Source organism: Pseudomonas hunanensis (genome assembly GCF_013393325.1).
GTDB lineage: Bacteria > Pseudomonadota > Gammaproteobacteria > Pseudomonadales > Pseudomonadaceae > Aquipseudomonas > Aquipseudomonas putida_P.
Genome location: NZ_QJRC01000058.1, coordinates 1 through 22,229 on the forward strand (window position 1 = coordinate 1; position 22,229 = coordinate 22,229).

At 61.8% G+C, this 22,229-nt stretch carries 20 protein-coding genes; 9 read left to right on the plus strand and 11 right to left on the minus strand.

All coding sequences use genetic code 11. From position 1 onward, the window contains the following. Positions 1-575 precede the first annotated feature (575 nt). The 3 genes from DM807_RS00770 to DM807_RS00780 all read right to left on the minus strand — a co-directional run bounded on the left by DM807_RS00770 (position 576) and on the right by DM807_RS00780 (position 3,559). A complete protein-coding gene (locus tag DM807_RS00770; RefSeq protein WP_060515666.1) occupies positions 576-896 on the minus strand; it encodes a DUF2790 domain-containing protein in 321 nt (106 codons plus the stop codon). 96 nt (positions 897-992) lie between these two features. Next, on the minus strand, positions 993-2,366 hold the full coding sequence (gene ppnN / locus DM807_RS00775; RefSeq protein ID WP_012271890.1) for a nucleotide 5'-monophosphate nucleosidase PpnN: 1,374 nt from the start codon (positions 2,364-2,366) through the stop codon (positions 993-995). A gap of 131 nt (positions 2,367-2,497) precedes the next feature. Then, on the minus strand, positions 2,498-3,559 hold the full coding sequence (locus DM807_RS00780; protein ID WP_179026950.1) for a YeiH family protein: 1,062 nt from the start codon (positions 3,557-3,559) through the stop codon (positions 2,498-2,500). A 110-nt stretch (positions 3,560-3,669) separates the two neighbouring features. Here DM807_RS00780 and DM807_RS00785 point away from each other — a divergent pair, with 110 nt between their 5' ends. Continuing rightward, a complete protein-coding gene (locus DM807_RS00785; RefSeq protein WP_012271892.1) occupies positions 3,670-4,578 on the plus strand; it encodes a LysR family transcriptional regulator in 909 nt (302 codons plus the stop codon). Between the two features lie 173 nt (positions 4,579-4,751). Further along, complete coding sequence (locus DM807_RS00790; RefSeq protein WP_179026951.1) at positions 4,752-5,624, plus strand: RHS repeat-associated core domain-containing protein; 873 nt, start codon at positions 4,752-4,754, stop codon at positions 5,622-5,624. A gap of 71 nt (positions 5,625-5,695) precedes the next feature. On the opposite strand, the gene DM807_RS00795 is transcribed toward DM807_RS00790, so the two are convergent. Together DM807_RS00795 and DM807_RS00800 are read right to left on the minus strand one after the other, a co-directional pair. Then, a complete protein-coding gene (locus DM807_RS00795) occupies positions 5,696-6,625 on the minus strand; it encodes a DMT family transporter (RefSeq protein WP_012271894.1) in 930 nt (309 codons plus the stop codon). Positions 6,626-6,920: 295 nt separating this feature from the next. Then, a complete protein-coding gene (locus DM807_RS00800; RefSeq protein ID WP_012271895.1) occupies positions 6,921-7,514 on the minus strand; it encodes a helix-turn-helix domain-containing protein in 594 nt (197 codons plus the stop codon). A gap of 278 nt (positions 7,515-7,792) precedes the next feature. Between DM807_RS00800 and glnT the strand changes: the two genes are divergently transcribed. From glnT to DM807_RS00825, 5 genes are all read left to right on the plus strand, one after another. Beyond that, entirely contained in the window at positions 7,793-9,127 is a 1,335-nt protein-coding gene (glnT, locus tag DM807_RS00805) for a type III glutamate--ammonia ligase (RefSeq protein ID WP_179026952.1), read from the plus strand. A gap of 66 nt (positions 9,128-9,193) precedes the next feature. After that, on the plus strand, positions 9,194-10,099 hold the full coding sequence (locus DM807_RS00810) for a class II glutamine amidotransferase (RefSeq protein ID WP_012271897.1): 906 nt from the start codon (positions 9,194-9,196) through the stop codon (positions 10,097-10,099). A gap of 27 nt (positions 10,100-10,126) precedes the next feature. Then, a complete protein-coding gene (locus tag DM807_RS00815; RefSeq protein ID WP_012271898.1) occupies positions 10,127-10,801 on the plus strand; it encodes a GltB/FmdC/FwdC-like GXGXG domain-containing protein in 675 nt (224 codons plus the stop codon). A gap of 15 nt (positions 10,802-10,816) precedes the next feature. Then, positions 10,817-12,142: an FMN-binding glutamate synthase family protein gene (locus tag DM807_RS00820; RefSeq protein ID WP_012271899.1), complete on the plus strand. Its 1,326-nt coding sequence runs from the start codon at positions 10,817-10,819 to the stop codon at positions 12,140-12,142. 139 nt (positions 12,143-12,281) lie between these two features. Beyond that, on the plus strand, positions 12,282-13,586 hold the full coding sequence (locus tag DM807_RS00825) for an ammonium transporter (RefSeq protein WP_069943343.1): 1,305 nt from the start codon (positions 12,282-12,284) through the stop codon (positions 13,584-13,586). Positions 13,587-13,649: 63 nt separating this feature from the next. Here the strand turns inward: DM807_RS00825 and DM807_RS00830 are convergent, their stop codons facing one another. Both DM807_RS00830 and DM807_RS00835 read right to left on the minus strand, forming a co-directional pair. Continuing rightward, positions 13,650-15,062: a purine-cytosine permease family protein gene (locus DM807_RS00830; RefSeq protein ID WP_071984370.1), complete on the minus strand. Its 1,413-nt coding sequence runs from the start codon at positions 15,060-15,062 to the stop codon at positions 13,650-13,652. A 351-nt stretch (positions 15,063-15,413) separates the two neighbouring features. Next, the gene (locus DM807_RS00835) at positions 15,414-15,866 is read right to left on the minus strand and encodes an Lrp/AsnC family transcriptional regulator (protein WP_012271902.1); all 453 of its coding nucleotides are present in this window, start codon (positions 15,864-15,866) and stop codon (positions 15,414-15,416) included. 110 nt (positions 15,867-15,976) lie between these two features. On the opposite strand from DM807_RS00835, the gene DM807_RS00840 reads away from it, so the two are divergent. Both DM807_RS00840 and DM807_RS00845 read left to right on the plus strand, forming a co-directional pair. After that, positions 15,977-16,591: a LysE family translocator gene (locus tag DM807_RS00840; protein WP_071984371.1), complete on the plus strand. Its 615-nt coding sequence runs from the start codon at positions 15,977-15,979 to the stop codon at positions 16,589-16,591. Between the two features lie 66 nt (positions 16,592-16,657). Next, positions 16,658-17,290 carry a LysE family translocator gene (locus DM807_RS00845; protein ID WP_012271904.1) on the plus strand — a complete coding sequence of 211 codons (633 nt, stop codon included), beginning with the start codon at positions 16,658-16,660 and terminating at the stop codon, positions 17,288-17,290. A gap of 21 nt (positions 17,291-17,311) precedes the next feature. Here DM807_RS00845 and DM807_RS00850 read toward each other — a convergent pair whose 3' ends face one another. The 4 genes from DM807_RS00850 to DM807_RS00865 form a co-directional block, all read right to left on the minus strand. Then, positions 17,312-19,495 carry a GAF domain-containing hybrid sensor histidine kinase/response regulator gene (locus DM807_RS00850; RefSeq protein WP_012271905.1) on the minus strand — a complete coding sequence of 728 codons (2,184 nt, stop codon included), beginning with the start codon at positions 19,493-19,495 and terminating at the stop codon, positions 17,312-17,314. A 100-nt stretch (positions 19,496-19,595) separates the two neighbouring features. Continuing rightward, complete coding sequence (locus tag DM807_RS00855; protein WP_179026953.1) at positions 19,596-20,768, minus strand: zinc-dependent metalloprotease family protein; 1,173 nt, start codon at positions 20,766-20,768, stop codon at positions 19,596-19,598. Between the two features lie 83 nt (positions 20,769-20,851). Further along, positions 20,852-21,415 carry an NUDIX hydrolase gene (locus DM807_RS00860; protein ID WP_012271907.1) on the minus strand — a complete coding sequence of 188 codons (564 nt, stop codon included), beginning with the start codon at positions 21,413-21,415 and terminating at the stop codon, positions 20,852-20,854. A 2-nt stretch (positions 21,416-21,417) separates the two neighbouring features. Next, positions 21,418-22,170: a GntR family transcriptional regulator gene (locus DM807_RS00865; RefSeq protein WP_003256074.1), complete on the minus strand. Its 753-nt coding sequence runs from the start codon at positions 22,168-22,170 to the stop codon at positions 21,418-21,420. Positions 22,171-22,229: the final 59 nt, after the last annotated feature.

Here is a 22,229-nt window from a genome sequence, read left to right on the forward strand (position 1 = left end):
GCCCGGAGCGAGGGGACCCCGGAGCGCAGCGCAGGGGCCGGATGATGGGAGCGGACGGTTTTTGGTTCCTTTTTGCCACGACAAAAAGGGACCCGCCGTAAGGGCGGAAAGGTGACTTTGCGCCACCTGCGTGAATGAATGTTTACTTGGTGTGAAGGCCCACATCCAAGAAGCAAGAAGCAAGAAGCAAGAAGCAAGAAGCAGAATTTGTCTGTTTTGACTCAGCGAACAGTCCGTTTGCGATGGCGACACTGACTCACCTTTTCGCCCTTACGGCGAGTCACTTTTTGTCAAACGCGACAAAAAGTAACCAAAAAACGCTGCGCTCCCATCATCCGGCCCCTACGCTGCGCTCCGGGGTCCCCTCACTCCGGCCTTGCTCCCGGGAGGACCGCGCTGCAGGCCCCATCCTGGGGCCCAGCGCTTGACGGGCATCCATGCCCGTCACCTCCCTCCGCAAGGCCTGCGCTCGGCCTCCTGAAGTCGCGAAGATCAAGATCAAGATCAAGATCAAGATCAAGATCAAGATCAAGATCAAGATCAAGATCAAAACATGTACGATGCGGCGGTTGTATTTACTTGTTGTTGATGCACTGCGACTGCGCGCTGTAGCGAATGGTCTGCAAGCGCCCCTGGCTGTCTTCGAAAGTCATCAGCTTCGGCGTTACGGTGCAGGTTCGTGGGTCACCGGACTGTCGCACGACACTGGCGATATCCAGTTTCATGCCGTAGCGATAGTCCTCAACCGTCGGCATCGGCTTGCCCGCCTTGGCCGCATACGCCAAAACCGCCTGCTGGTGTTCAGCCAGCTGCTGCTCGGTACGGTCATCGGAAAAGGCCAGCGCCTGGCCAGTCAGCACTAGCAGCAATGCGCCGCCAGAAAATAAGGCTTTCATCCTCGAACCTCTGTAGGTCAGTCATCTCGGCACTCAGGCTATCGATGGCCAACCCACAGGGGCATGACGGCAAACTTACATTTCAGAAAGGGACGCTCAGGTCGCCACCTGGTAGCACGGTACGTACGCCGCGCCGCCGGGCAATTTCATGCGGTGCTGGTCGACGAACGCCTGCAGCAGCCGGCCCAGTGGGTCCAGCACGGCACTGTCGCCGTGAATCTGATAGGGCCCGTGTTCCTCGATCAGGCGGATGCCTTTGTCCTTGACGTTGCCGGCGACGATGCCGGAAAACGCCCGACGCAGGTTGGCTGCCAGCTCATGGGGCGGTAGCGCGCGGCGTAGGTCCAGTTCGGCCATGGCTTGGTGGGTCGGATCGAACGGGCGCTGGAAGCTCTCCTCGATCTTCAGCAACCAGTTGAAGTGGAAGGCATCGTTGCGTTCGCGGCGGAACTGCTTCACCGCCTTGAGCCCTTCGACCATGTGCCGGGAGACTTCCGCCGGGTCGTCGATGATGATCTCGTACAGGCGGTGCGCTGCTTCACCCAGGGTGGCGCCGACGAAGGCGTGCAGCTGTTGCAGGTACGGCTCGGCACTGCGCGGGCCGGTGAGAACCACAGGGAAGGGCAGGCCTTGGTTGTCCGGGTGCATGAGGATGCCCAGCAGGTAGAGGAACTCCTCTGCCGTACCGGCACCGCCGGGGAAGATGATGATGCCATGGCCGACACGCACGAAGGCTTCCAGGCGCTTCTCGATGTCCGGCAGGATCACCAGTTCGTTTACGATCGGGTTGGGTGCCTCGGCGGCGATGATGCCTGGCTCGGTCAGGCCCAGGTAGCGGCTGCCGTGCATGCGTTGCTTGGCGTGGGCGATGGTGGCGCCTTTCATCGGCCCCTTCATCACGCCAGGGCCGCAGCCGGTGCACACATCCAGCTTGCGCAGGCCCAGCTCGTGGCCGACCTTCTTGGTGTACTGGTATTCCTCGGTGCTGATCGAGTGGCCGCCCCAGCACACCACCATCTTCGGCTCCACGCCCGGGCGCAGGGTGCGCGCGTTGCGCAGCAGGTGGAACACGTAATCGGTGATGCCCTGGGAGCTTTCCAGATCGATGCGCTGGCTGGCCAGCTCGCTTTCGGTGTAGACGATGTCGCGCAGGGCGCTGAACAGCATTTCGCGGGTGCTGGCGATCATTTCGCCATCGACGAAGGCATCGGCCGGCGCATTGAGCAGCTCCAGGCGCACGCCACGGTCTTGTTGGTGGATCCTGACCTCGAAGTCCTTGTAGGCCTCAAGGATGGTCTTGGCATTGTCGACATGGGCGCCGGTGTTGAGGATGGCCAGGGCGCACTGGCGGAACAGGGTGTAAAGGCTACCGGTACCGACTTCACTCAGTTGCTGCACTTCACGTTGTGACAGCGTTTCCAGGCTGCCTTTGGGGCTGACGGATGCATTGATGACATTGCGTTGAGGCATCTAAGTCTTTCCTGTGCGGGTAAAACATCCTTCTTTGACAACACCATACCGAGAAATGTGGACGGCAACGAGGGGGGCGTGGAAAAAGCTTGAAACCGAGTCGCCTGCAAAGCGGGCGACTCGGTCTTGAATCATCCCAACAGCTTCTGCACACCGAGGGTAATCGCCAAACCACCCCCGACCAGCCACAGGTTAAGAATCGCCCCGGTAGCCAGCGCTTTTGGCCCGGCCTGGCGGATCTGGCTGAAGCGCGTCTCCATCCCCAGCGCGGTCATGGCCATGGTCAAGGCAAAGGTGTCCAGGCTGTTGACCGCATGGGTCACGCTGCCGGGCAGCACTTGCAGCGAATTGACCAGCACCAGGGCAAGGAAGCCGAAGGCGAACCAAGGCATGGCGATGCGCCCGTTGCCCTGCGCCAGGCCGGCCTGGCGCGACCGGCTGATCCACAGGCCCACCACCAACAGCACCGGCACCAGCAGCATGACCCGGGTCATCTTGACGATGGTGGCGATGTGCGTGGCCTCGGGGCTGACGTTGCTGGCCGCGCCGACCACCTGCGCCACTTCGTGGATGGTGCCGCCCAGCAAAAGCCCGGCGCCCATGGTGTCAAGGTGCAGCCAGCCGGCGTTGATCGCCAGTGGGTAAAGGAACATCGACAAGGTACCGAACAGCACCACGCTACCGACCGCCATGGCGCTTTTATGCGGGGCGCTGCGCAGCGCCGATTCGAATGCCAGCACGGCGGCGGCGCCGCAGATGGCGCTGCCGGCGGCGGTCAGCAAGGCAGTATCGCGGTCCAGCTTGAATACTTTCATGCCGCACCACAGGCCGATCAGCAGGGTGCTGGACACCACCAGCACCGACACGATGAGCCCCGACCAGCCGACCTCGGCAATTTCCTGCAGGCTTACCCGCAGGCCGAAGAATGCCACGGCGATGCGCAACAGGCCGCGAGCGGAAAAGTTGATACCAGCCGCCCAGCTTGCCGGTACACCGTCTCGCAGCGCGTTGCCATACAGTGCACCGGCGACGATACCGACGATCAATGGGCTGATGCCCAGGTTGGCGATGGCGGGCAGGGCAGCCAGTTGAGTGACTGCAAGCGCGAACAGCGCGACGAACAGGATGCCATTGAGCCGCCCTCGGGTGGAGAGGGTAGGGGCAAAGGCAGGGTTGGACGGAACCGTGGCCATGTGAGTCCTCCGGAAAGTGTTTCGACAAGGCCTACGTTAATCTGGTTATAAGCTTATAAAAAATCGTAATTTAGGATGGCAAATATCCGAATAGCTGATATTTTTAATTCATGACCCCAGAACAGCTGATAACGTTCGCCACCGTTGCCGAGCACGGCAACATCAGCCATGCAGCCCAGGCCTTGCACTTGTCGCAGCCGGCGGTGTCCGGCCAGCTCAAGCTGTTGCAGGAGGCCTTTGGCGAACCGCTCTATCAACGTGCCGGCCGTGGTGTGCGGTTGACGGCAGCCGGCGAGCAGTTGCTGGCCCATGCCGAGCGCCTGCGCGAAACCTTCCGCCAGGCCCAGGCATTGCGCGAGGCCATGCGTGGCCTGGAGCGCGGTACCTTGCGTATCGGTGCCAGTACCACACCCGCCAGCTACCTGCTGCCTTACCTGATTGCCGACTTCCATGCCCGCCACCCGGAGGTGCTGGTGACGACATCGCACGGCAACACGGCGGAAATCGTCGCTGCGCTGGACAGTGTCGACATCGCCCTGATCGAAGGGCCGCCCGGGCAGGAGTTGCCCTTGGGCACGGCAGTGACGGCCTGGCGGGAGGACGAGATCGTTGCCATCGTGCCCAGTGGTCATCCGCTGGCTGGCAGTGACCAGCAGGCCTTGGCGTCGCTGGGTGCCTACCCGTTGGTGCTGCGCGAGAGCGGCTCGGGGGTGCGGCAGATCGTCGAGCGGGCATTTGCCCGTGATGGTGTAGCGATGCGCGTAGCGCTGGAGATTGCCGGGGTGGAAGGGGTGAAGGAGGCGGTGCGTGCGGGGATGGGGGTTGGTTTTGTGTCGGCGATGTCCATCCGCCATGAGGATGGGGCGCTGCACAGGTTGCAGGTGGCGCCCCAGGCACTGGTGCGGCGGTTTTCCATACTGGTGCCGCATGCGGCTACACCGTCGCGGGCGGCTTCGCGGTTCCTTGAATTGTGTGTTGATATGCAAGGGGCAGGAGCGGGTGAAGTCCATTCACCTTGAAGATGTTTCTGTAACCGGTGGGAGACGTGCGGCCAGTTGCCGAAGTCTGCTACCTGATAGCGCCAGCACGAGGGTCGATATAACCAAGTAACCTGTCAAAAACGCCAGTGTTCAAAGCCCCCGTATCTATTTAAGGTGGAGGCATTCGATGCTTGAAATCTGGAGTAGCCTAGATGAGATGCAACCTTCGAAATGCTGGTATCCAGAATCGCCCGACTTATGGTCAATCCTATACACCTTACGGCTTTTCCGGTAAATCACAATATTCGCCCATTGTCGGATTCGCCGGCCAGTGGTTTGACACGATAAGTGGCTTGTATCCGCTAGGAAATGGTCGGCGTCTGTACAGCCCTTCAATCTGCCGTTTTACCCGTCCTGATTTTTTAAGCCCGTTTGGTGGCGGGGGGATAAATGCGTATGCCTATTGCTCTGGTGATCCTATGAATTATGTTGATCCTTCTGGGTCTTCCAGGAATACGTCCAGGGGGCACGTGAACCCTCAAACGACCTTGGATATCAATATTTTGCAAAAGGAGGGTTTTCCACCAAGCTTGCACCTACAGCTTTTGCATTTCCGGAAAGTGGCGAAGGGAATACATCGAGGGCCGATGGAAAAGGATGTCGTAGTTGCACGGTTATATAAGCATGAGCCTCCGCACTATGCGTACACTCAATGGGACCTAAAATACGATTTTGCAACCGATGGGTTTGCAGCGGATTTTGTGGCTGGTAGCCCCATTTTTCATTTGCCGGTTGGTCACTATGAGGCGAAGCTGAATATTTTTGTCTTGGGCGTGGGACCTTTCAAACCCGCACGAGGGCTCGGAAATTCTAAATCTTACGAAGTCCGTAAAAGAGATCTTAAGGGTTTCTCTCTTCCTGCTGCTCAGCACGAGAGACCGCAGCTTGCAGGGGCAGCGTGGCCTGAAGTAGCTAAAGCAATGTGGGATGTGCGTTTCCAAAGGGAGATTGACCGGTTTGATGAGATGCTTGAGCGCTATGGACCACCAAAAGCGCCCCCTTCTCCACCCCCTAGGCGACGCTAACTCCAGAAATAAGCCTTCTCGCTTTCGTTAAGCAGGCACGGCATGCGTTGAGCCACGCCCAGGACACACATTCAATGCGCGCAGCGACTGGTATCGCCTTGCGCCGCTGGCGCCTTTCGCGCTGCCGCCAGAAGGGTAGCCAGCACGATCAAAGCGGCACCCGCCGCCATACGCAGGCTCGGCTGGTCACCAAACAACCACCAGGCACCCATGATCGCGTAAACCGGCTCCAGCGCGATGATCATGCCCGCCGTGCGCGCTTCCAGCCCTTTCAGGCTCCTGACGAACAGGAATTGCGACAGGCCGGTGCAGAACACCCCGAGCAGTGCCAGGTTGATCCAGTCGCTGCTGGCCAGGCTGGTGTTGCCCAGGTGGGTGAAGGCAAACGGCGCCACCAGTACGGCCACCACCACGTTCTGCCAGAAGGCGACCTGCATGGCATTCATGCTCGATGCATTGCGGCGGTTGGCTACGGTCAGCAAGGCGAACGCCAGGCCCGAGCCCAACCCCCAAAACAGGCCGAGGGTGCCTTTGTCGAGCAGGTCGAAGGTGGGTACCACCAGCACCAGGCCGGCCGTGACCATCAGCAACAGCACACCTTGTACCGCACCGATGCGCTGGCCGAACACGCCACGCTCGACCATGGCGATGAACGCCGGGAAGCTGGCGAAGCCCAGGGTGGCAACCGCTACGCCACCGACTTTCACGGCAATGAAGAAGGTCACCCAGTGGGTCGCCAGCAGGGCGCCGGTCAGGCCCAGCACTGGCAGGTTGCGCAGGGTCAGCGCATCGAGCAGGCGTGTCCCCTTGAGCCCGGCGACGAAGCCCAAGGCAATGAAGGCGAAGGTGGCGCGGCCGAAGGTGATGATGCTGGCATCGGCTTCTATCAGGTGACCGAGAATGCCGGTCAAGCCGAACAACACAGCGGCAATATGGGCAACGCACAGGGCGTTGCGGTGGCCGGTGGCAGCACCGGCTACGGGGATTGAAGTCGCGATCATGGCAGTCAAGTCTTCACAATGTGGCGCGCGCAAACACTCCCGGCTGGCGCGGCGCGGGTCTCTAATACTGGGAGTTTTATCGTTATGAGCCCGGACGAATTGCCCGGTGCAAAAAGGCGCCACAGCGTTGGAATTGTGAAGCGAGGCTGTTTTACTCGCGGTTACCACGTCGTCCAGCCCACGGCGCGGGGCTGGTCGATGTGTGTATTATTTTTGTATACAGGGTTTTGCAGCCGATTGCGGGCGACGTGTGCTTGTCTGATCGCGACATCGATGGTTGCCTTGCAGCGCCGTCCTACTCGTCGCCGTAGTTCATGATCGACAGCAGGCGAATCGGCACTTGCACCAGTTGCTCCGGGCCGTGCGGGGTTTCGCCGTCGAAGGTCAGGCTGTCGCCAGCGTGCATGTGGTAGAGCTGGTTGCCGTGGCGGTACACCAGTTCGCCCTCCAGCAAATGGAGGAACTCGGTGCCTGGGTGGGCGAAGGTCGGGAACTCTTCGCTGGCGTCGTCCATGCTCACCATGTAAGCCTCGAAGTGCTTCTTCGGCCCTCTGGCGTGATTGAGCAAATGGTAGGTGTGGCCCTTCTCGGTGCCACGGCGCACCACCTCCAGCCCTTCACCGGCTTTTACCAGCAGGGCATTGCCGTCGGGCTGATCATATTGGCTGAACAGCTTGGCCATCGGCATACCCAGCACGTCGCACAGGCGGCTTAGGGTGTCGAGGCTGGTGGATACCTGAGCATTCTCGATCTTGCTCAGCATGCCCTGGCTGATGCCGGCGATGCGCGCCACGTCGGCGAGCTTGAGGGACTGGGCCTGGCGCTGGCGCTTGATCTGCAGGCCCAGGTATTGCTCCAGGCGAAGGCGCGGTTGGGTTTCGGTCGACATCTAATGCCCTGCACGGTTTCAGTTCAAGAATAATATTTTCGCACTTGGAAAGTGCGAAATGCAGCGGCGTGGCCGCTTCTTTCCTCAGAAGAAAACGAGTTTCCCATAAATAGAGCATAAAAAGCTGCCTGGGTTTTGCCCAGCCTGTACTGGCGTCTTGGCGGGTACAGGCCTGGATAAAGAACGCTTTGGATAAGTTGGCAAGCTCGTTGCATTCCTGTGAGGAAAGTAATTTTCTCGTGCGGAATCATTGCCCCTTACCCAGGAGTGTTCAACCCATGTTGCCAGCAGAAACCCAGCGCACGCTCGACCAACACGGCATCAAGTACGTGCTGGCGCAGTTCGTCGATATTCATGGCTCGGCGAAGACCAAATCGGTGCCGGTCTCCGGCCTGAAGATGGTCGCCGAAGAGGGCGCCGGTTTTGCCGGCTTCGCCATCTGCGGCATGGGCATGGAGCCACACGGACCGGACTTCATGGCCCGCGGCGACCTGACGACCTTGATTCCGGTGCCATGGCAGCCGGGTTATGGCCGCGTGGTATGCGTGGGCCATGTAAACGGCCAGCCGTGGCCCTACGACAGCCGTCACGTGTTGCAACAGCAGGTGCAGCGCCTGGCCGAAAAGGGGTGGACGCTGAACACCGGCCTTGAGCCCGAGTTCAGCCTGTTTCGCCGCGACGAGGGTGGCAAGCTGCAACTGGTGGATGCCTCCGACAACCTCGACAAGCCGTGTTACGACTACAAGGGCCTGTCACGCTCGCGGCTGTTCCTCGAGCGCCTGACCGAGGCGTTGCAACCGGTGGGTTTCGACATCTACCAGATCGACCACGAAGACGCCAACGGCCAGTTCGAGATCAACTACACCTACAGTGACGCCATGGAGTCGGCCGACCGTTTCACCTTCTTCCGCATGGCCGCCGGCGAGATCGCCAACGACCTGGGGATGATCTGCTCGTTCATGCCCAAGCCCGACCCCAAGCGCGCTGGTAATGGCATGCACTTTCATCTGTCGCTGGCCAGCAGCACCAACAAGAATCTGTTCCACGACCCGTCCGACAGCAGCGGCATGGGCCTGTCGAAGCTGGCCTACCACTTTGCTGCAGGGCTGCTGGCCCATGGCCCGGCGTTGTGTGCCTTCGCGGCGCCGACGGTCAACTCCTACAAGCGTCTGGTGGTGGGGCGCTCGTTGTCGGGTTCGACGTGGGCCCCGGCCTTCGTAGCCTGGGGGGCCAACAACCGCTCGGCGATGGTGCGCATTCCTTATGGTCGCCTGGAATTCCGCTTGCCGGACGCCGGTTGCAACCCGTACCTGGTCACCGCCGCAATCATTGGCGCCGGCCTCGATGGCATCGACCGCCAGTTGGAGCCAGGCGAGATGTGCAATGAAAACCTCTACAACCTGAGCCTTGAAGACATTGCCGCGCGCGGCATCAAAACCCTGCCGCAATCGCTGAAGGAAGCCGTTGACGCACTTCAAGCCGACCCGCTGTTCCGCGAGGTGCTGGGCGCCGAGATCGTCGACGAGTTCATCAAGCTCAAGCGCATGGAGTGGGTGGAGTACTGCCGGCACGTTTCCGACTGGGAAATCCAGCGCTACACCGAATTCTTCTGACCGCCCCCAATCCCTTGGGCGGCCAGCAGCAAAGCGGTCGCCCACTGCCTAGTAAGGAGCATCACCATGTGTGGAATCGTAGGTCTGTACCTGAAAAAGCCCGAGCTGCACGCCCAGCTTGGCAAGCTCTTCGAGCCCATGCTCGAAGCCATGACCGACCGTGGCCCGGACAGCGCCGGCTTTGCCATCTATGGCGACGAGGTGGCCGATGGCTGGGTCAAGTTGACCCTGCAGGCCGCTGACATCGACTACCCCTGGGCAACCCTGATGGGCCAGTTGGAAGGCCGCCTGGGCTGCTCGCTGAACGGGTTCCAGAACGCCAGCGCTGCTGTGCTCAAAGTGCACACCGATGAAGCCACCGCCCGTGCCGCGTTGGCCGAGCTGGCGCCCGACGTGCGCATCATGAGCGCCGGGCAGAGCATCGAAATTCTCAAGGGCATGGGGTTGCCGGCAGAAATTTCCAGCCGCTTCGGCCTGGCCGCGATGAAGGGCAGCCACATCATCGGCCATACCCGCATGGCCACCGAAAGCGCCGTGACCATGGAAGGCAGCCACCCATTCTCTACCGGTGCCGACCTGTGCCTGGTGCACAACGGTTCGTTGTCCAACCACTTTCGCCTGCGCCAGAAACTCAAGCGCGAAGGCATCAGCTTCGAGACTGACAACGACACCGAAGTGGCCGCCGGCTACCTGACCTGGCGCCTGCAACAGGGGGACAGCCTGGCCCAGGCCCTGGATGGCGCGCTGGAAGACCTGGACGGCTTCTTCACGTTCGCCATCGGCACCCGCAACGGCTTTGCCGTGATCCGCGACCCGATTGCCTGCAAGCCTGCGGTGCTGGCCGAGACCGACGATTACGTGGCCATGGCTTCGGAATACCAGGCGCTGGCCAGCTTGCCTGGCATCGAGCACGCAAAGGTCTGGGAGCCGGCGCCGGCCACTTTGTACGTCTGGGAGCGCGAAAGCGCCTGACTTGCCATCGAACCCCTGGAGAACCTCATGAAAACGATCGACCTTTCCAACACTGCGGTACGCGTGCTCAACCAGTCCCTGCATGGCGAGGTGCAAGACCAGGAATGGCGGGTTACCCACCCGGACGGCAAACACAACCTGGCCGTGGGCATCAACGCTGCCGTGGCCGTGGATATCGAAGGCCACGCTGGCTACTACTGCGCCGGCATGAACCAGCAGGCCAGCGTCACCGTGCATGGCAATGTCGGTGTGGGGGTGGCCGAGAACATGATGTCTGGCTCGGTGCGGGTCAAAGGTAGTGCTTCCCAGGCCGCCGGTGCTACCGCCCATGGTGGGTTGCTGGTGATCGAGGGTGACGCCGGTGCCCGTTGCGGCATTTCCATGAAGGGCGTGGACATCGTGGTAGGCGGCAGCATCGGCCACATGAGCTGCTTCATGGGCCAGGCCGGGCGCCTGGTGGTCTGCGGCGATGCCGGCGATGCACTGGGCGATTCGCTGTACGAGGTACGTATCTACGTCAAGGGCGCGGTGCAGTCGCTGGGCTCGGACTGCATTGAAAAAGAGATGCGCGCCGAACACCTGCAAGAGCTGCAGGAACTGCTGAACAAGGCCGGCCTGGACCATAAGGCTGCCGATTTCAAACGCTACGGCTCGGCCCGCCAGCTGTACAACTTCAAAGTCGACAACGCCAGCGCATATTGATCCAGGAGCATTCCAATGAGCGAGCAATTTCCCCCGGTACTGCGTGAGTCGGCCACTTTCGATCGCCTGACCATCCAGGAAATCCAGCGTGCTGCCGAAACCGGCATCTACGACATCCGCGGCGGTGGTACCAAGCGCCGCGTGCCCCACTTCGACGACCTGCTGCTGCTGGGGGCCAGCGTGTCGCGCTACCCGCTGGAAGGCTACCGCGAGAAGTGCGGCACTGATGTGGTGCTGGGCAACCGCTTTGCGAAAAAACCGATTCACCTGAAAATCCCAGTGACCATCGCCGGCATGAGTTTCGGCGCGCTGTCGGCCAACGCCAAGGAAGCGCTGGGCCGTGGTGCGACCATCGCTGGCACCAGCACCACCACTGGCGACGGCGGCATGACCCCGGAAGAGCGCGGCCAGTCGCAGCACCTGGTGTATCAGTACCTGCCATCGCGCTACGGCATGAACCCCGACGACTTGCGCAAGGCCGACGCCATCGAGATCGTGCTGGGCCAGGGCGCCAAGCCGGGCGGTGGCGGCATGCTGCTGGGCATGAAAGTGACCGAGCGAGTGGCCGGCATGCGCACCTTGCCGGTCGGCGTCGACCAGCGCAGTGCCTGCCGCCATCCGGACTGGACCGGCCCGGACGACCTGGCGATCAAGATTGCCGAGATTCGCGAGATCACCGACTGGGAAAAGCCGATCTACGTGAAGATCGGCGCCAGCCGCCCGTACTACGACGTCAAGCTGGCGGTTAAGGCGGGTGCTGATGTGATCGTGCTCGATGGCATGCAGGGCGGTACCGCAGCGACTCAGGAAGTGTTCATCGAGCATGTCGGCATCCCGATTCTGCCGGCCATCCCGCAGGCGGTGCAGGCGCTGCAGGAAATGGGCATGCACCGCAAGGTACAGCTGATTGTCTCGGGGGGCATTCGCAACGGTGCCGACGTGGCCAAGGCCATGGCTTTGGGGGCCGATGCGGTGGCTATTGGCACGGCGGCATTGATCGCCTTGGGTGACAACCATCCGCGTCTGGACAGTGAGCTGAAGAAGATTGGCTCGGCCGCCGGCTTCTATGACGACTGGCAGAACGGCCGCGACCCGGCCGGCATCACCACCCAGGACCCCGAGCTGGCCAAGCGCCTGAACCCGGAAGAGGCGGGGCGCCGGCTGGCGAACTACCTGCGGGTGCTGGTGCTGGAGGCGCAGACCATGGCGCGGGCGTGTGGCAAGTCGCACCTGCACAACCTAGACCCGGAGGACCTGGTGGCGTTGACCGTGGAGGCTGCGGCGATGGCGCGGGTGCCGTTGGCGGGGACTGCCTGGGTGCCAGGGCAGGCGCAGTATTGAGTTGAGCATCGGGGGCCGCTTTGCGGCCCATTCGCGACACAAGGCCGCTCCTACACGGTCCCTTGTAGGAGCGGCCTTGTGTCGCGATGGGCTGCACAGCAGCCCCAAAGCCACCCACCATTCCCACAGGAGTGACGTCATGAAGCACCTCACCCTCGCTGTAATGTTGTTAGCCCTGGCCACCCAGGCCACTGCCGCCGAAACCACCCTGGACACCGGCAACACCGCCTGGATGATCTGCGCCGCGATGTTCGTGCTGATGATGTGCATCCCCGGCCTGGCGATGTTTTACGGCGGCATGGTGCGGGCCAAGAACTTTCTTTCGGTGTTCACCCAGCTGTTCGCCGTGGCCGGCGTTATCGGCATTATCTGGGTGCTGTTCGGCTACAGTCTGGTGGTCGATACCACCGGCATGGTCGAGGGCCAGCTCACCTTCAACAGTTTCATCGGCGGGTTGGACAAGGCGCTGATGCTGGATATCGGCCATGACAGCCTGGTCGGCACCATCCCCGAAGGTGTGTTTGCGGTGTTTCAGCTGACGTTCGCCATCATCACCCCAGCGCTGATTGCCGGTGGTTTTGCAGAGCGCATGAAGTTCACCGCCTCGTTGCTGTTCATGGCGGCGTGGTTCGTGCTGGTGTATGCACCTATTGCCCATATGGTATGGGGCGGGCCGGGGGCACTGATGGTCAACTGGGGAGTGCTGGACTTCGCCGGCGGCACTGCGGTGCACATCAATTCCGGCGTGGCGGCCTTGGCGGCGGCGTTGATGCTGGGCAAGCGCAAGGGCTACCCGCAGGTGGCCATGCCGCCGCATAACCTGGGTTTTACTCTGGTGGGCGCGGGGTTGTTGTGGGTGGGCTGGTTCGGCTTCAACGTTGGGTCGGGGCTTGCCGCGAACCAGGGGGCAGGGGTGGTGATGCTGGCGACCATGGTGGCGGCCTGCGCGGGGATTGTCGGTTGGTTGCTGACCGAGAAGGTGATGCATGGTCGACCGACTGCCTTGGGTGCTGCGTCGGGGGCACTGGCGGGGCTGGTGGGTATTACACCGGCCTGCGCATTCGTCGGGCCGCTGGGGGCACTGGTGATCGGTGTGTTGACCGGGGCCATCTGCTTCTTTGCCGTGACCCGGCTCAAGCAGGCGCTAGGGTATGACGACAGCCTTGATGTGTTCGGGCTGCATGGCGTGGGTGGGATGGTCGGGGCGATTCTGACCGGTGTGTTTGCCGCGCCGGCACTGGGTGGCTATGTGGAAGGCGCATCGCCCATTGGGCAAGCACTGGTGCAGTTGAAGGGTGTGGCGTTCACCTTCGTTTACTGCTTCGTGGTGAGCTGGGTAATTCTCGCGGCCATCAAGCTGACCATCGGGTTGCGGGCCAGCCGAGAGGAAGAAGAGCAAGGGCTGGACCTGGCGGAGCACAATGAGCGCGCTTATAACCTTTGACAACACGTTGTGCCTGCCGGCCTCTTCGTGGTTTTACCCGCGAAGGGGCCGGTGCAGTTTGAATCAGTGCCCCATGGCCAACTTGGCACTCATCTGCCGGCGACGGTAGGCACTGTCACGGCTGGCCAGCCACCAGTACAGCGGTGAAGTAATCGCCAGCCCTACCAGCCACGACAGGTCAGCCCCGTTGATGTGCTCGGAAATCGGCCCGACATACAGCGGTGTGTTCATGAACGGGATCTGCACCACGATACCCACCGCATAGGCGATCAGCGCCTGTGGGTTGTAACGGCCGTAGATACCGCCATCGACCTGGAAGATCGACTGGATGTCGTAGTCGCCCTTGTGAATGGCATAAAAGTCGATCAGGTTGATCGCCGTCCACGGCACCAGCACCACCAGCAGCACCAGCACCATGTCGACGAAGTGGCCGATGAAGTCCGCCGAAGCGAACACCGCTACCACGCTGCAGGCTGCCAGCACGATCAACGACAGCACGGCGCGGCTCTTGGCGGTAGGGATCCAACGGTAGGCGAAGGTCTGGATCAGGGTGATGATCGACAGCACCGCACCATACAGGTTGAGGGCATTGTGGCTGATGACGCTGAGCAGAAACAGCACCAGCATGATCGGGCCGAGGGTGCCGGTGGCCAGTTTGACCGCGTCCATGGTGTCCATGCCGGCCGGGATCGCCAGCACGGCCACGGCGCCGAAAATGAACGACAGGCTCGAACCCAGGGCTGAGCCCAGGTAGGTGGTCCAGAACGTCGAGCTGACTTTCACATCTGCCGGCAGGTAGCGTGAATAGTCCGACACATAGGGCGCAAAGGCGATTTGCCACAGCGCCGCCAGCGACACGGTGGCCAACCAGCCAGCCAGGTTGAAGCCGCCGCGGGTGAGGAAGTCGTCGCTTTGTACATGGGTGAAGATGTAGCCGAAGCCGACCACGATGCCGATGCCCAGCACCCAGGTGCCGATGCGGTTGAGCACGTGAATGAAGCGGTAGCCGATGATGCCGATGACGCCCGAGCCCAATGCACCGATGACGATGCCGACCGGTACCGGTACGGCGTCGACCACGCCATGCAGTGACTTGCCGGCAAGCACGATGTTGGACGCGAAGAAGCCGATGTACATGACGCCGGCGATCACTACCACCAGCAGCGCACCGAGGGTGCCGAACTGGGCGCGGCTCTGGATCATCTGCGGGATGCCCATTTGCGGGCCCTGGGCCGAGTGCAGCGCCATCAGCACACCGCCGACCAGGTGGCCGACCAGGATGGCGACGATGCCCCATACCAGGTTCAGGTGGAACAACTGCACGCCCAGCGCGCCGGTGACGATGGGTAGCGGCGCGATGTTGCCGCCGAACCACAGTGTGAACAGATCCCTTACCTTTCCATGGCGGTCTTGCGGGGGCACATAGCCGATCGTGTGTTTTTCTATCAGGGGTGCCGAATTGGCTGCACTGGTCATGACTGACTCCAAGGCAAGGTAGGGCATCGGGAGCTGCCCGGGGGCGTGCCGGCGATGGGCGACGCGTTCTTGTTGGAGCGATGATGCGGGGCGCGGGGATAACGAGAAATTAGTAAATATGTACCCATAAACCTTAAAAAACCTAAGGCTGACAAAAGCTTAAGCGGGGGACGGTAGCAAGGAGGGTGCCAGCAGGCGGGAAGGCTTGGGATAGAGGGGGTGAGCCCTTTGCCCGTAGCAAGTGGTGGGCTTTGCTGGTGCACCATGCCCATTTTCAGGGCAGCTGAATGGTTGCCAGTAATGGCCCTTTCGCGGGGTTGTCCGCGAAAGGGCCAGCACAGGAGCAAACGGCTACATCGGCAACAACCGGTCTTGGATCACCTCTTTCATCACCAAGGTCGAACTCAGGCGCTTCACATTGGGAATGCTGGTCAGTTTCTCGTCATACAGCTTCTGAAACGCCGGCAGGTCCTTGGCCACCACATGCAGCAGATAATCCGGGTCGCCGAACAGCCGCTGCGCCTCGACGATCTGCGGGATCTCCGCCAGTGCCGCTTCAAAGTCCGCCACCGGTTGGCGGGTTACCTCGCGCAGGGTAACGAACACCAACGCGGCAAAGTTCAGCCCCAGGGCGCTCGGCGCCAAGCGGGCGTGATAGCCCAGAATCGCTCCGGACTCTTCCAGCGCCTTCAAGCGCCGATGGCAGGGCGACAGGCTGAGCCCTACGCGGTCGGCCAGCTCGGTTACCGACAGCCGCCCATCCTTTTGCAGTTCGGCAAGGATTTTTCGATCTGTTCGGTCCATGGGGGAGAATCTTCCAGTAAATAAATGAAGAGGGGGAATATACGAAAGAAAATCCCCGGGCGGAATCCGTAATCTTTCGACATCCAACGCAGTAGATAAGGAAGATTCAAGTGGCTATCAGTGTGCTGACGGCGTTTTGGGCCGTGTCGATGCTGTTCGTGATAACCCCGGGTGCAGACTGGGCCTATGCCATCTCGGCGGGCATGCGCGGGCGCTGGGTGATGCCGGCGGTGGTGGGGATGTTGTCGGGGCATTTTCTGGCCACGCTGGTGGTGGCGGCCGGGGTCGGCAGCCTGCTGGCAGGCCACCCCTTGGCGCTGACCTTGCTGACCCTGGCGGGTTGCAGCTACCTGCTATGGCTGGGCGGCAACCTGTTGCTGAGCCCGGCATTGCCGGCGGCCGGGCAGGGCGGTGCGGGGGAGTCGGGTTCGCGCTGGGCGTTCAAGGGGTTTTGCGTCAGTGGCCTGAACCCGAAAGTGTTCCTGCTGTTCCTGGCCTTGTTGCCGCAGTTCACCGACCCGCAGTCGAGCTGGCCGGTGCCGTTGCAGATCTTGTTGCTGGGGCTGGTGCACCTGTGCAGTTCACTGGTGATCTATTCGCTGGTGGGTTACGGCGCCAAGGCGGTACTGAGCACACGGCCAGGGGCGGCGAAACTGGTCGGGCGGGTGTCGGGGGTGGCAATGATTGCAGTAGCCTTGGGACTGATTGCAGGGCAAATCAACTGAACTCACCTGTATGCGATGGCTTCGGATAAACTCGCTGCAGCCCAATGCACAACAAGGATGTGCCCCATGCCCGATATCACCCAACTGCTCACCTTCGCCCTGATCTGCCTTGGCATGGTCCTTACCCCAGGGCCGAACATGATCTACCTGATTTCCCGCTCGATCTGTCAGGGCCGCAAGGCCGGGTTGATTTCCCTCGGCGGTGTGGCCCTGGGCTTCGTTATCTATATGTTCTGCGCCGCGTTGGGCATCACTGCCCTGGTGATGGCCGTACCCTTTGCCTACGATGCGTTGCGCATCGGCGGTGCGCTGTACCTGTTGTACCTGGCCTGGCAGGCGCTGCGCCCCGGTGGTCGTTCGCCGTTCCAGGTGCGTGACCTGCCTGCCGACAGCCCGAGGCGGTTGTTCACCATGGGCTTTGCCACCAGCCTGCTGAACCCGAAGATCGCCGTCATGTACCTGTCGCTGATGCCGCAGTTCATCGAACCGGGGCACGGCAGTGTGCTGTTGCAATCGCTGGTACTGGGTTCGACGCAGATCGCCATCAGCGTCACGGTCAATGCCATGATCGCGATCATGGCCGGATCCATCGCCGTGTTCCTTGCCGGTCGCCCATTGTGGCAGCAGGTTCAGCGCTGGTTGATGGGTACGGTACTGGCTGGCCTTGCCGTGCGCATGCTGGCGGAAGGGCGCCGCTGATCGCCCATCACAAGCGTGGGTTCAGTTGCCCAGCACTTTCCCGAGCAGGCGGCACACCTGTTCTGCCGAATAGGGCTTGGCCAGGAAGGTGAACCCCTGGTGCCCGCCTTCGGCAATCGCCTCGCTGTAACCCGACGTGAGGATCACCGGCAACCGTGGGTGCAGGCGGCGCAGCTCACGGGCCAGCGCCAGGCCGCCCATGCCGGGCATGACCACATCGGAAAACACCGCATCAAAGTCACCTGCCGGTCCCTCCAGCTGCGTCAGGGCCTCTTCCGCCGAGCGCGCATAGCTGATCCGATAGCCGTGGTCTTCTAGGATTTGAGCGGTGAAGTTGCCAAGATCAGGGTTGTCCTCCACCACCAGTATTCGCCGTCGTTCGCCCTGCGCCTGCGCCTGGCTGCTGCTTGGGGCATCCGCCGGCAAGGCTGCGGGCGGTGTCTCCTGTGGCAGGTACAGGGTAAAGGTGGTGCCCTGGCCCTGAACGCTGTGCACCTGCACGTCACCGCCAGACTGCTTGGCAAACCCGAACACCTGCGACAACCCCAGCCCGGTGCCTTCACCCGGCGCCTTGGTGGTGAAGAACGGGTCGAAAATGCGCTCCAGCAGCTCGCTGGCAATACCGACACCACTGTCGCTCACCGAGATGGCCGCAAACGGGCCAGGCTGCGGCGCCTGGCCGCGCAGGGCAGGCAGGCTCTGGTCGGCCTGCAGACGCAGCAGCAACGTACCTTCGCCGGCCATGGCGTCGCGTCCGTTGAGCATCAGGTTGATCACCGCCGTTTCCAGCTGGCTGAGGTCGGCGCGGATATGGCAGGGCGCCTGCGGCAGCTTCAGTGCGACCTGGATGCGTGCGCCGGTGGCGGTGTCGAGCATTTCGGCCATGGCTTCCAACCGAGGGCCGGCCTCGAACACTTGCGGGCTGAGGGCCTGGCGGCGGGCAAAGGCAAGCAGTTGGCCGGTCAGCTTGGCGCCGCGGTCCACGGTGTCGGACATGGTCTTGATGTAGCGTTCGCGGCGTTTCTCGTCCAGGTCGGGGCGCTGCAGAAAGTGCAGCGAGGACCGGATGATGGTCAGCAGGTTGTTGAAGTCGTGGGCGACACCACCTGTCAGCTGGCCGATGGCTTCCAGCTTTTGTGCCTGGCGCAGTACGGCTTCGGTGTGCAGCAACTGGGTAGTACGTTCTTCGACGCGGTGCTCCAGGGTGGCGTTGAGCGCCTCCAGCGCTGCCATGGCCTCGCGCACTTCGGCATTGGCCTGCACCCGCTGGATATGCGCCCAGCAACGTTCGGTCACTTCGCCGATCAGCGCTTGCTCGTAGTCGGTCCATACCCTTGGCACGCGGTCATGAATGGCCATCAGCGCCGTCAACCTGCCACCCTTGATCAGCGGTATGCAGATAGTGGCCGTAATGCCGATGGCCTGAAAGGTTGCCGCCTCGTCAGCCGCCAGCTCGCGGAGGTTGTCGTTGATCACCAACGCCAGGCCGCTGCGCAGCCGGCTGACCGCCATGTGGCCGAAGTCATGCAGGTGGTACTGGCCCACCAGGCGTGGTGAACCGGGTGCCACCGCGTCGCCGCAGATAGTGAAGCCATCCTGGTCCGGCTCCATCACCGCATAGGCGCAGCTGGACAGGCCAAGGTGCTCGACCAGCATGCGGGTGGTGATGGCCATGATCTGGTCCGGGTCGTTGGCCTCGGTCACGGCGCGCCCAAGGTTGTCGAGAAAATTCAGGCGCTGGTTGGTGACCACGCTGGCGGTGGTTTCGGTGACCGTGTCGAGCATGCCCAGCACCTTGCCGTCATGGCCGCGTATCGGGCTGTAGCAGAAGGTGAAATAGGCTCGCTCGGGGCAGCCGTTACGCACGATCGCCAACGGGAAGTCTTCGATGTACACCGCTTCACCGGCCAATGCACGGTCGGCCATGCTGCTGATGTCGGCCCAAGCTTCTTGCCAGACCTCGCGGAAGGGGACGCCCAGGGCCAAGGGTTTCTGCCCGAGGATTGGCAAGAAGGCGTCGTTGTGCAGGGTAAGCAGGTCGGGGCCCCACAACACGGCCTGTGGGAAGCGCGAGGCCAGGCACAGCGCCACGGTGGTCTTGAGTGCATCCGGCCAGGCCTCGAGCGGGCCGAGGCTGGTACGTGTCCAGTCGTGGTTGCGGATGCGTTCGGCCATCAAGCCGCCGCCGTCTAACCATTTCGCCATGGCCTGATGCCGATCCTTTAGCTTGAGAAGCTAAAAGATGCACTGAGATGGCGTGATTTGCGAGTGTTTTGTAGCGGTCAGCCAGGCGAGTGGTGAGCTGTTAGCGAAAACCCGCCACGATCCCTTTGCGCTCTTCGAGTAAACGGTGGTTATCGGCGGTGTCCTTGTCCCCCAACCGGATACCGTCCACCTCGCGCTGCGGGTCTGACCAGTAAGGTAGCCGGACCGTATCCAGTCTGAAGGCGGTCATGACGGTATACAATTTTGGTCCGTCCGCTGGCTCATGAGCGTAGCCATGGCCATAGGCAAACGGACCGCTTGCGTTATCATGTGCCCCCCCTAAAAGGTGGCCGATTTCATGGGCAAAGGTGAATCTCCCGACCCCGATGCAGCGCACGTTTACTACGGTGAATGCAGTCTCGGCGCTGGCGCCGATCTCACCGGCAAATCCACAGCTCGTGTTGGCGTTGTCACGTAGCAAAACCACCACGTCGGCCTTCAAGGTGTCTCTCATTTCATGGACTTCGTCCATGTAACCGTCATCGATCTTCATGAGCCTGTCCAAATCCCAGTTCGGACTGAATGACTGCTCGTAGTCCAGTGGGAACACGTCTGCAAGTTCCAGCGAAAGATCGATTCCGCTTTCGTCGAAGGTCTGGTTCGACTCCTCGATGGCCAGATGAGCCATTGCTCTCAAGTCTTCGCTGGCTTCGTCAGCCTGACGCGAAGCGACAACCAGTACCCGAATAGTGGCATGGCCCGGCTGGTAAGGCGCTATTGCGACATGTTGGCGGGGGCCGAGCATTGCCCCACTTGGTATTGACGGATCGTGGTCGGGAGGCAGCTTCGCTGCGTCGATCTTGCTCAGTACCGTTGCATCCCCACTGGGAAGGAGGCTGTAAGCCTGGCCATCGCGGCGGATGATTCCGCTAACTCGGTTGCTGGAGCGGATCAGAATGATGCTGTTCAGGGCGGCCTTGAGCGAACCGTTTGCTGCAGGGGCGGCACTCTCAGCGATGAGAGTGCCATGCCAGGCAATCGTGCCGTCTGGCAGCGTATGGACTGCTATCCGGTCTGCCAGGAGACGCCCCTCGCCGGGAATTACAAGGCTCAGGCGCTGGGTGTCCGTATCAATGCTCTGTGGATTGATGCGCACCTGCCACTGTTCGGGGATCCACGCCGCCCTGGTAGCCTGCACTGGCGGGTTGATGGTCGAACAGGCAGCTAGCGTTGTCGTTAGCAGCAGGCACAGGAGACGATTCCAGATCTTCATGGGCACACTCCGAGTGGAGTGCATACGCTAGCAACCCGTTGCGGAACTGGAACCTGGCAGTTTTACTAGGTGGTTCGCCGGTTTCAGCGAATGAAGTGCACCTTGCCGGTGTCGTCATTGCCCATGTATATGCCATACACCCCGGCTTGGCGTTCAAGGATATAGCGCTCGAGAATCTGCCGGATCGCCGGGTAGTAGATTTGATCCCAGGGGATTTCATCCGGTTCGAAGAACTTGTAAGCCAGGGTCTCCGGCCCGTACTGCCCGGTCTCTTCGGTGACGCTGGCGCGGAAGATGATGTACACCTCGCTGATTTTCGGCACGCTGAAGATCGAATAGGGTGAGACGATGTCCGCACGAACGCCGGTTTCTTCCCACACTTCGCGCAATGCCGCCTGCTCGGTGGTTTCCCCAGCCTCCATGAACCCGGCGGGTAAAGTCCAGGTGCCCGGCCGCGGCGGGATGGCGCGTTGACACAGCAGGTACTTGCCATCGCGCTCGATGATGCAGCCGGCGATGATCTTCGGGTTGATGTAATGGATGTAGCCGCAGCCGGTGCAGTGCAGGCGTTCATGGGTGTCGCCTGTGGGAACGCCCCGGGCCAGTTCCGTGGTGCAGTGCGGGCAGTAGCGCGGGGCGTTGGGCATGATCAGCGGCCTATGCGGGGTTCCTTCAGGGCCAGGGGCTCGACAATGTCGCGCACCTTGGCGTTGTCATCCTGCTTCTGGCGCAGGTAGTCCAGGGCCACCTTGGCGGCGGCGCGGACGTGGTCGACCGAGGCCTGGTGGGCCACCAGTGGGTCGCCCCCCTTGATCGCCTCGACGATCTTTTCCATTTCGCGGTTGCTGGCACCACGGCGGTTTTCCTGCGACACCGAGGTGGCGCGCAGGTAGCTGATGCGGGCCTGCAACTGGCGCAGCTGCTGCGCCGCCACCTGGTTGCCGGAGCCTTCCAGCAGCACATCGTAAAAGCCTTGTACCGAATCCAGCACCTGTTGCAGCTCGCCTTCTTCCAGTGCTTCGCGGTTGACCTCCAGCGCGCGCTCCAGAGCACGGATGTCCTTGGCCTTGGCGTTGAGGGTGAACAGCTGCACGATCAGGCCTTCGAGCACACAGCGCAGCTCGTAGATGTCGCGGGCGTCTTCCAGGGTAATGATGGCCACGCGCGGGCCTTTGGCGTCGGCGAATTCCACCAGGCCTTCGGACTCCAGGTGGCGCAGGGCTTCACGCACCGAAGTACGGCTGACGCCCAAGCGGTCGCAGAGGTCGCGCTCGACCAGGCGGTCGCCTGGCAGCAGGTGAAAGTTCATGATCGCGGCGCGCAGCTTGTCGAGCACGATTTCGCGCAGGGTAACGGGGTTGCGGTTGACCTTGAAGCTGTCGTCGAGTGGCTGGCGTTTCATCAGGTGCGCTCTTTATGAGGCTGTTGCGCCAACATCGCGGAACGCCCCGAACCGAGGCT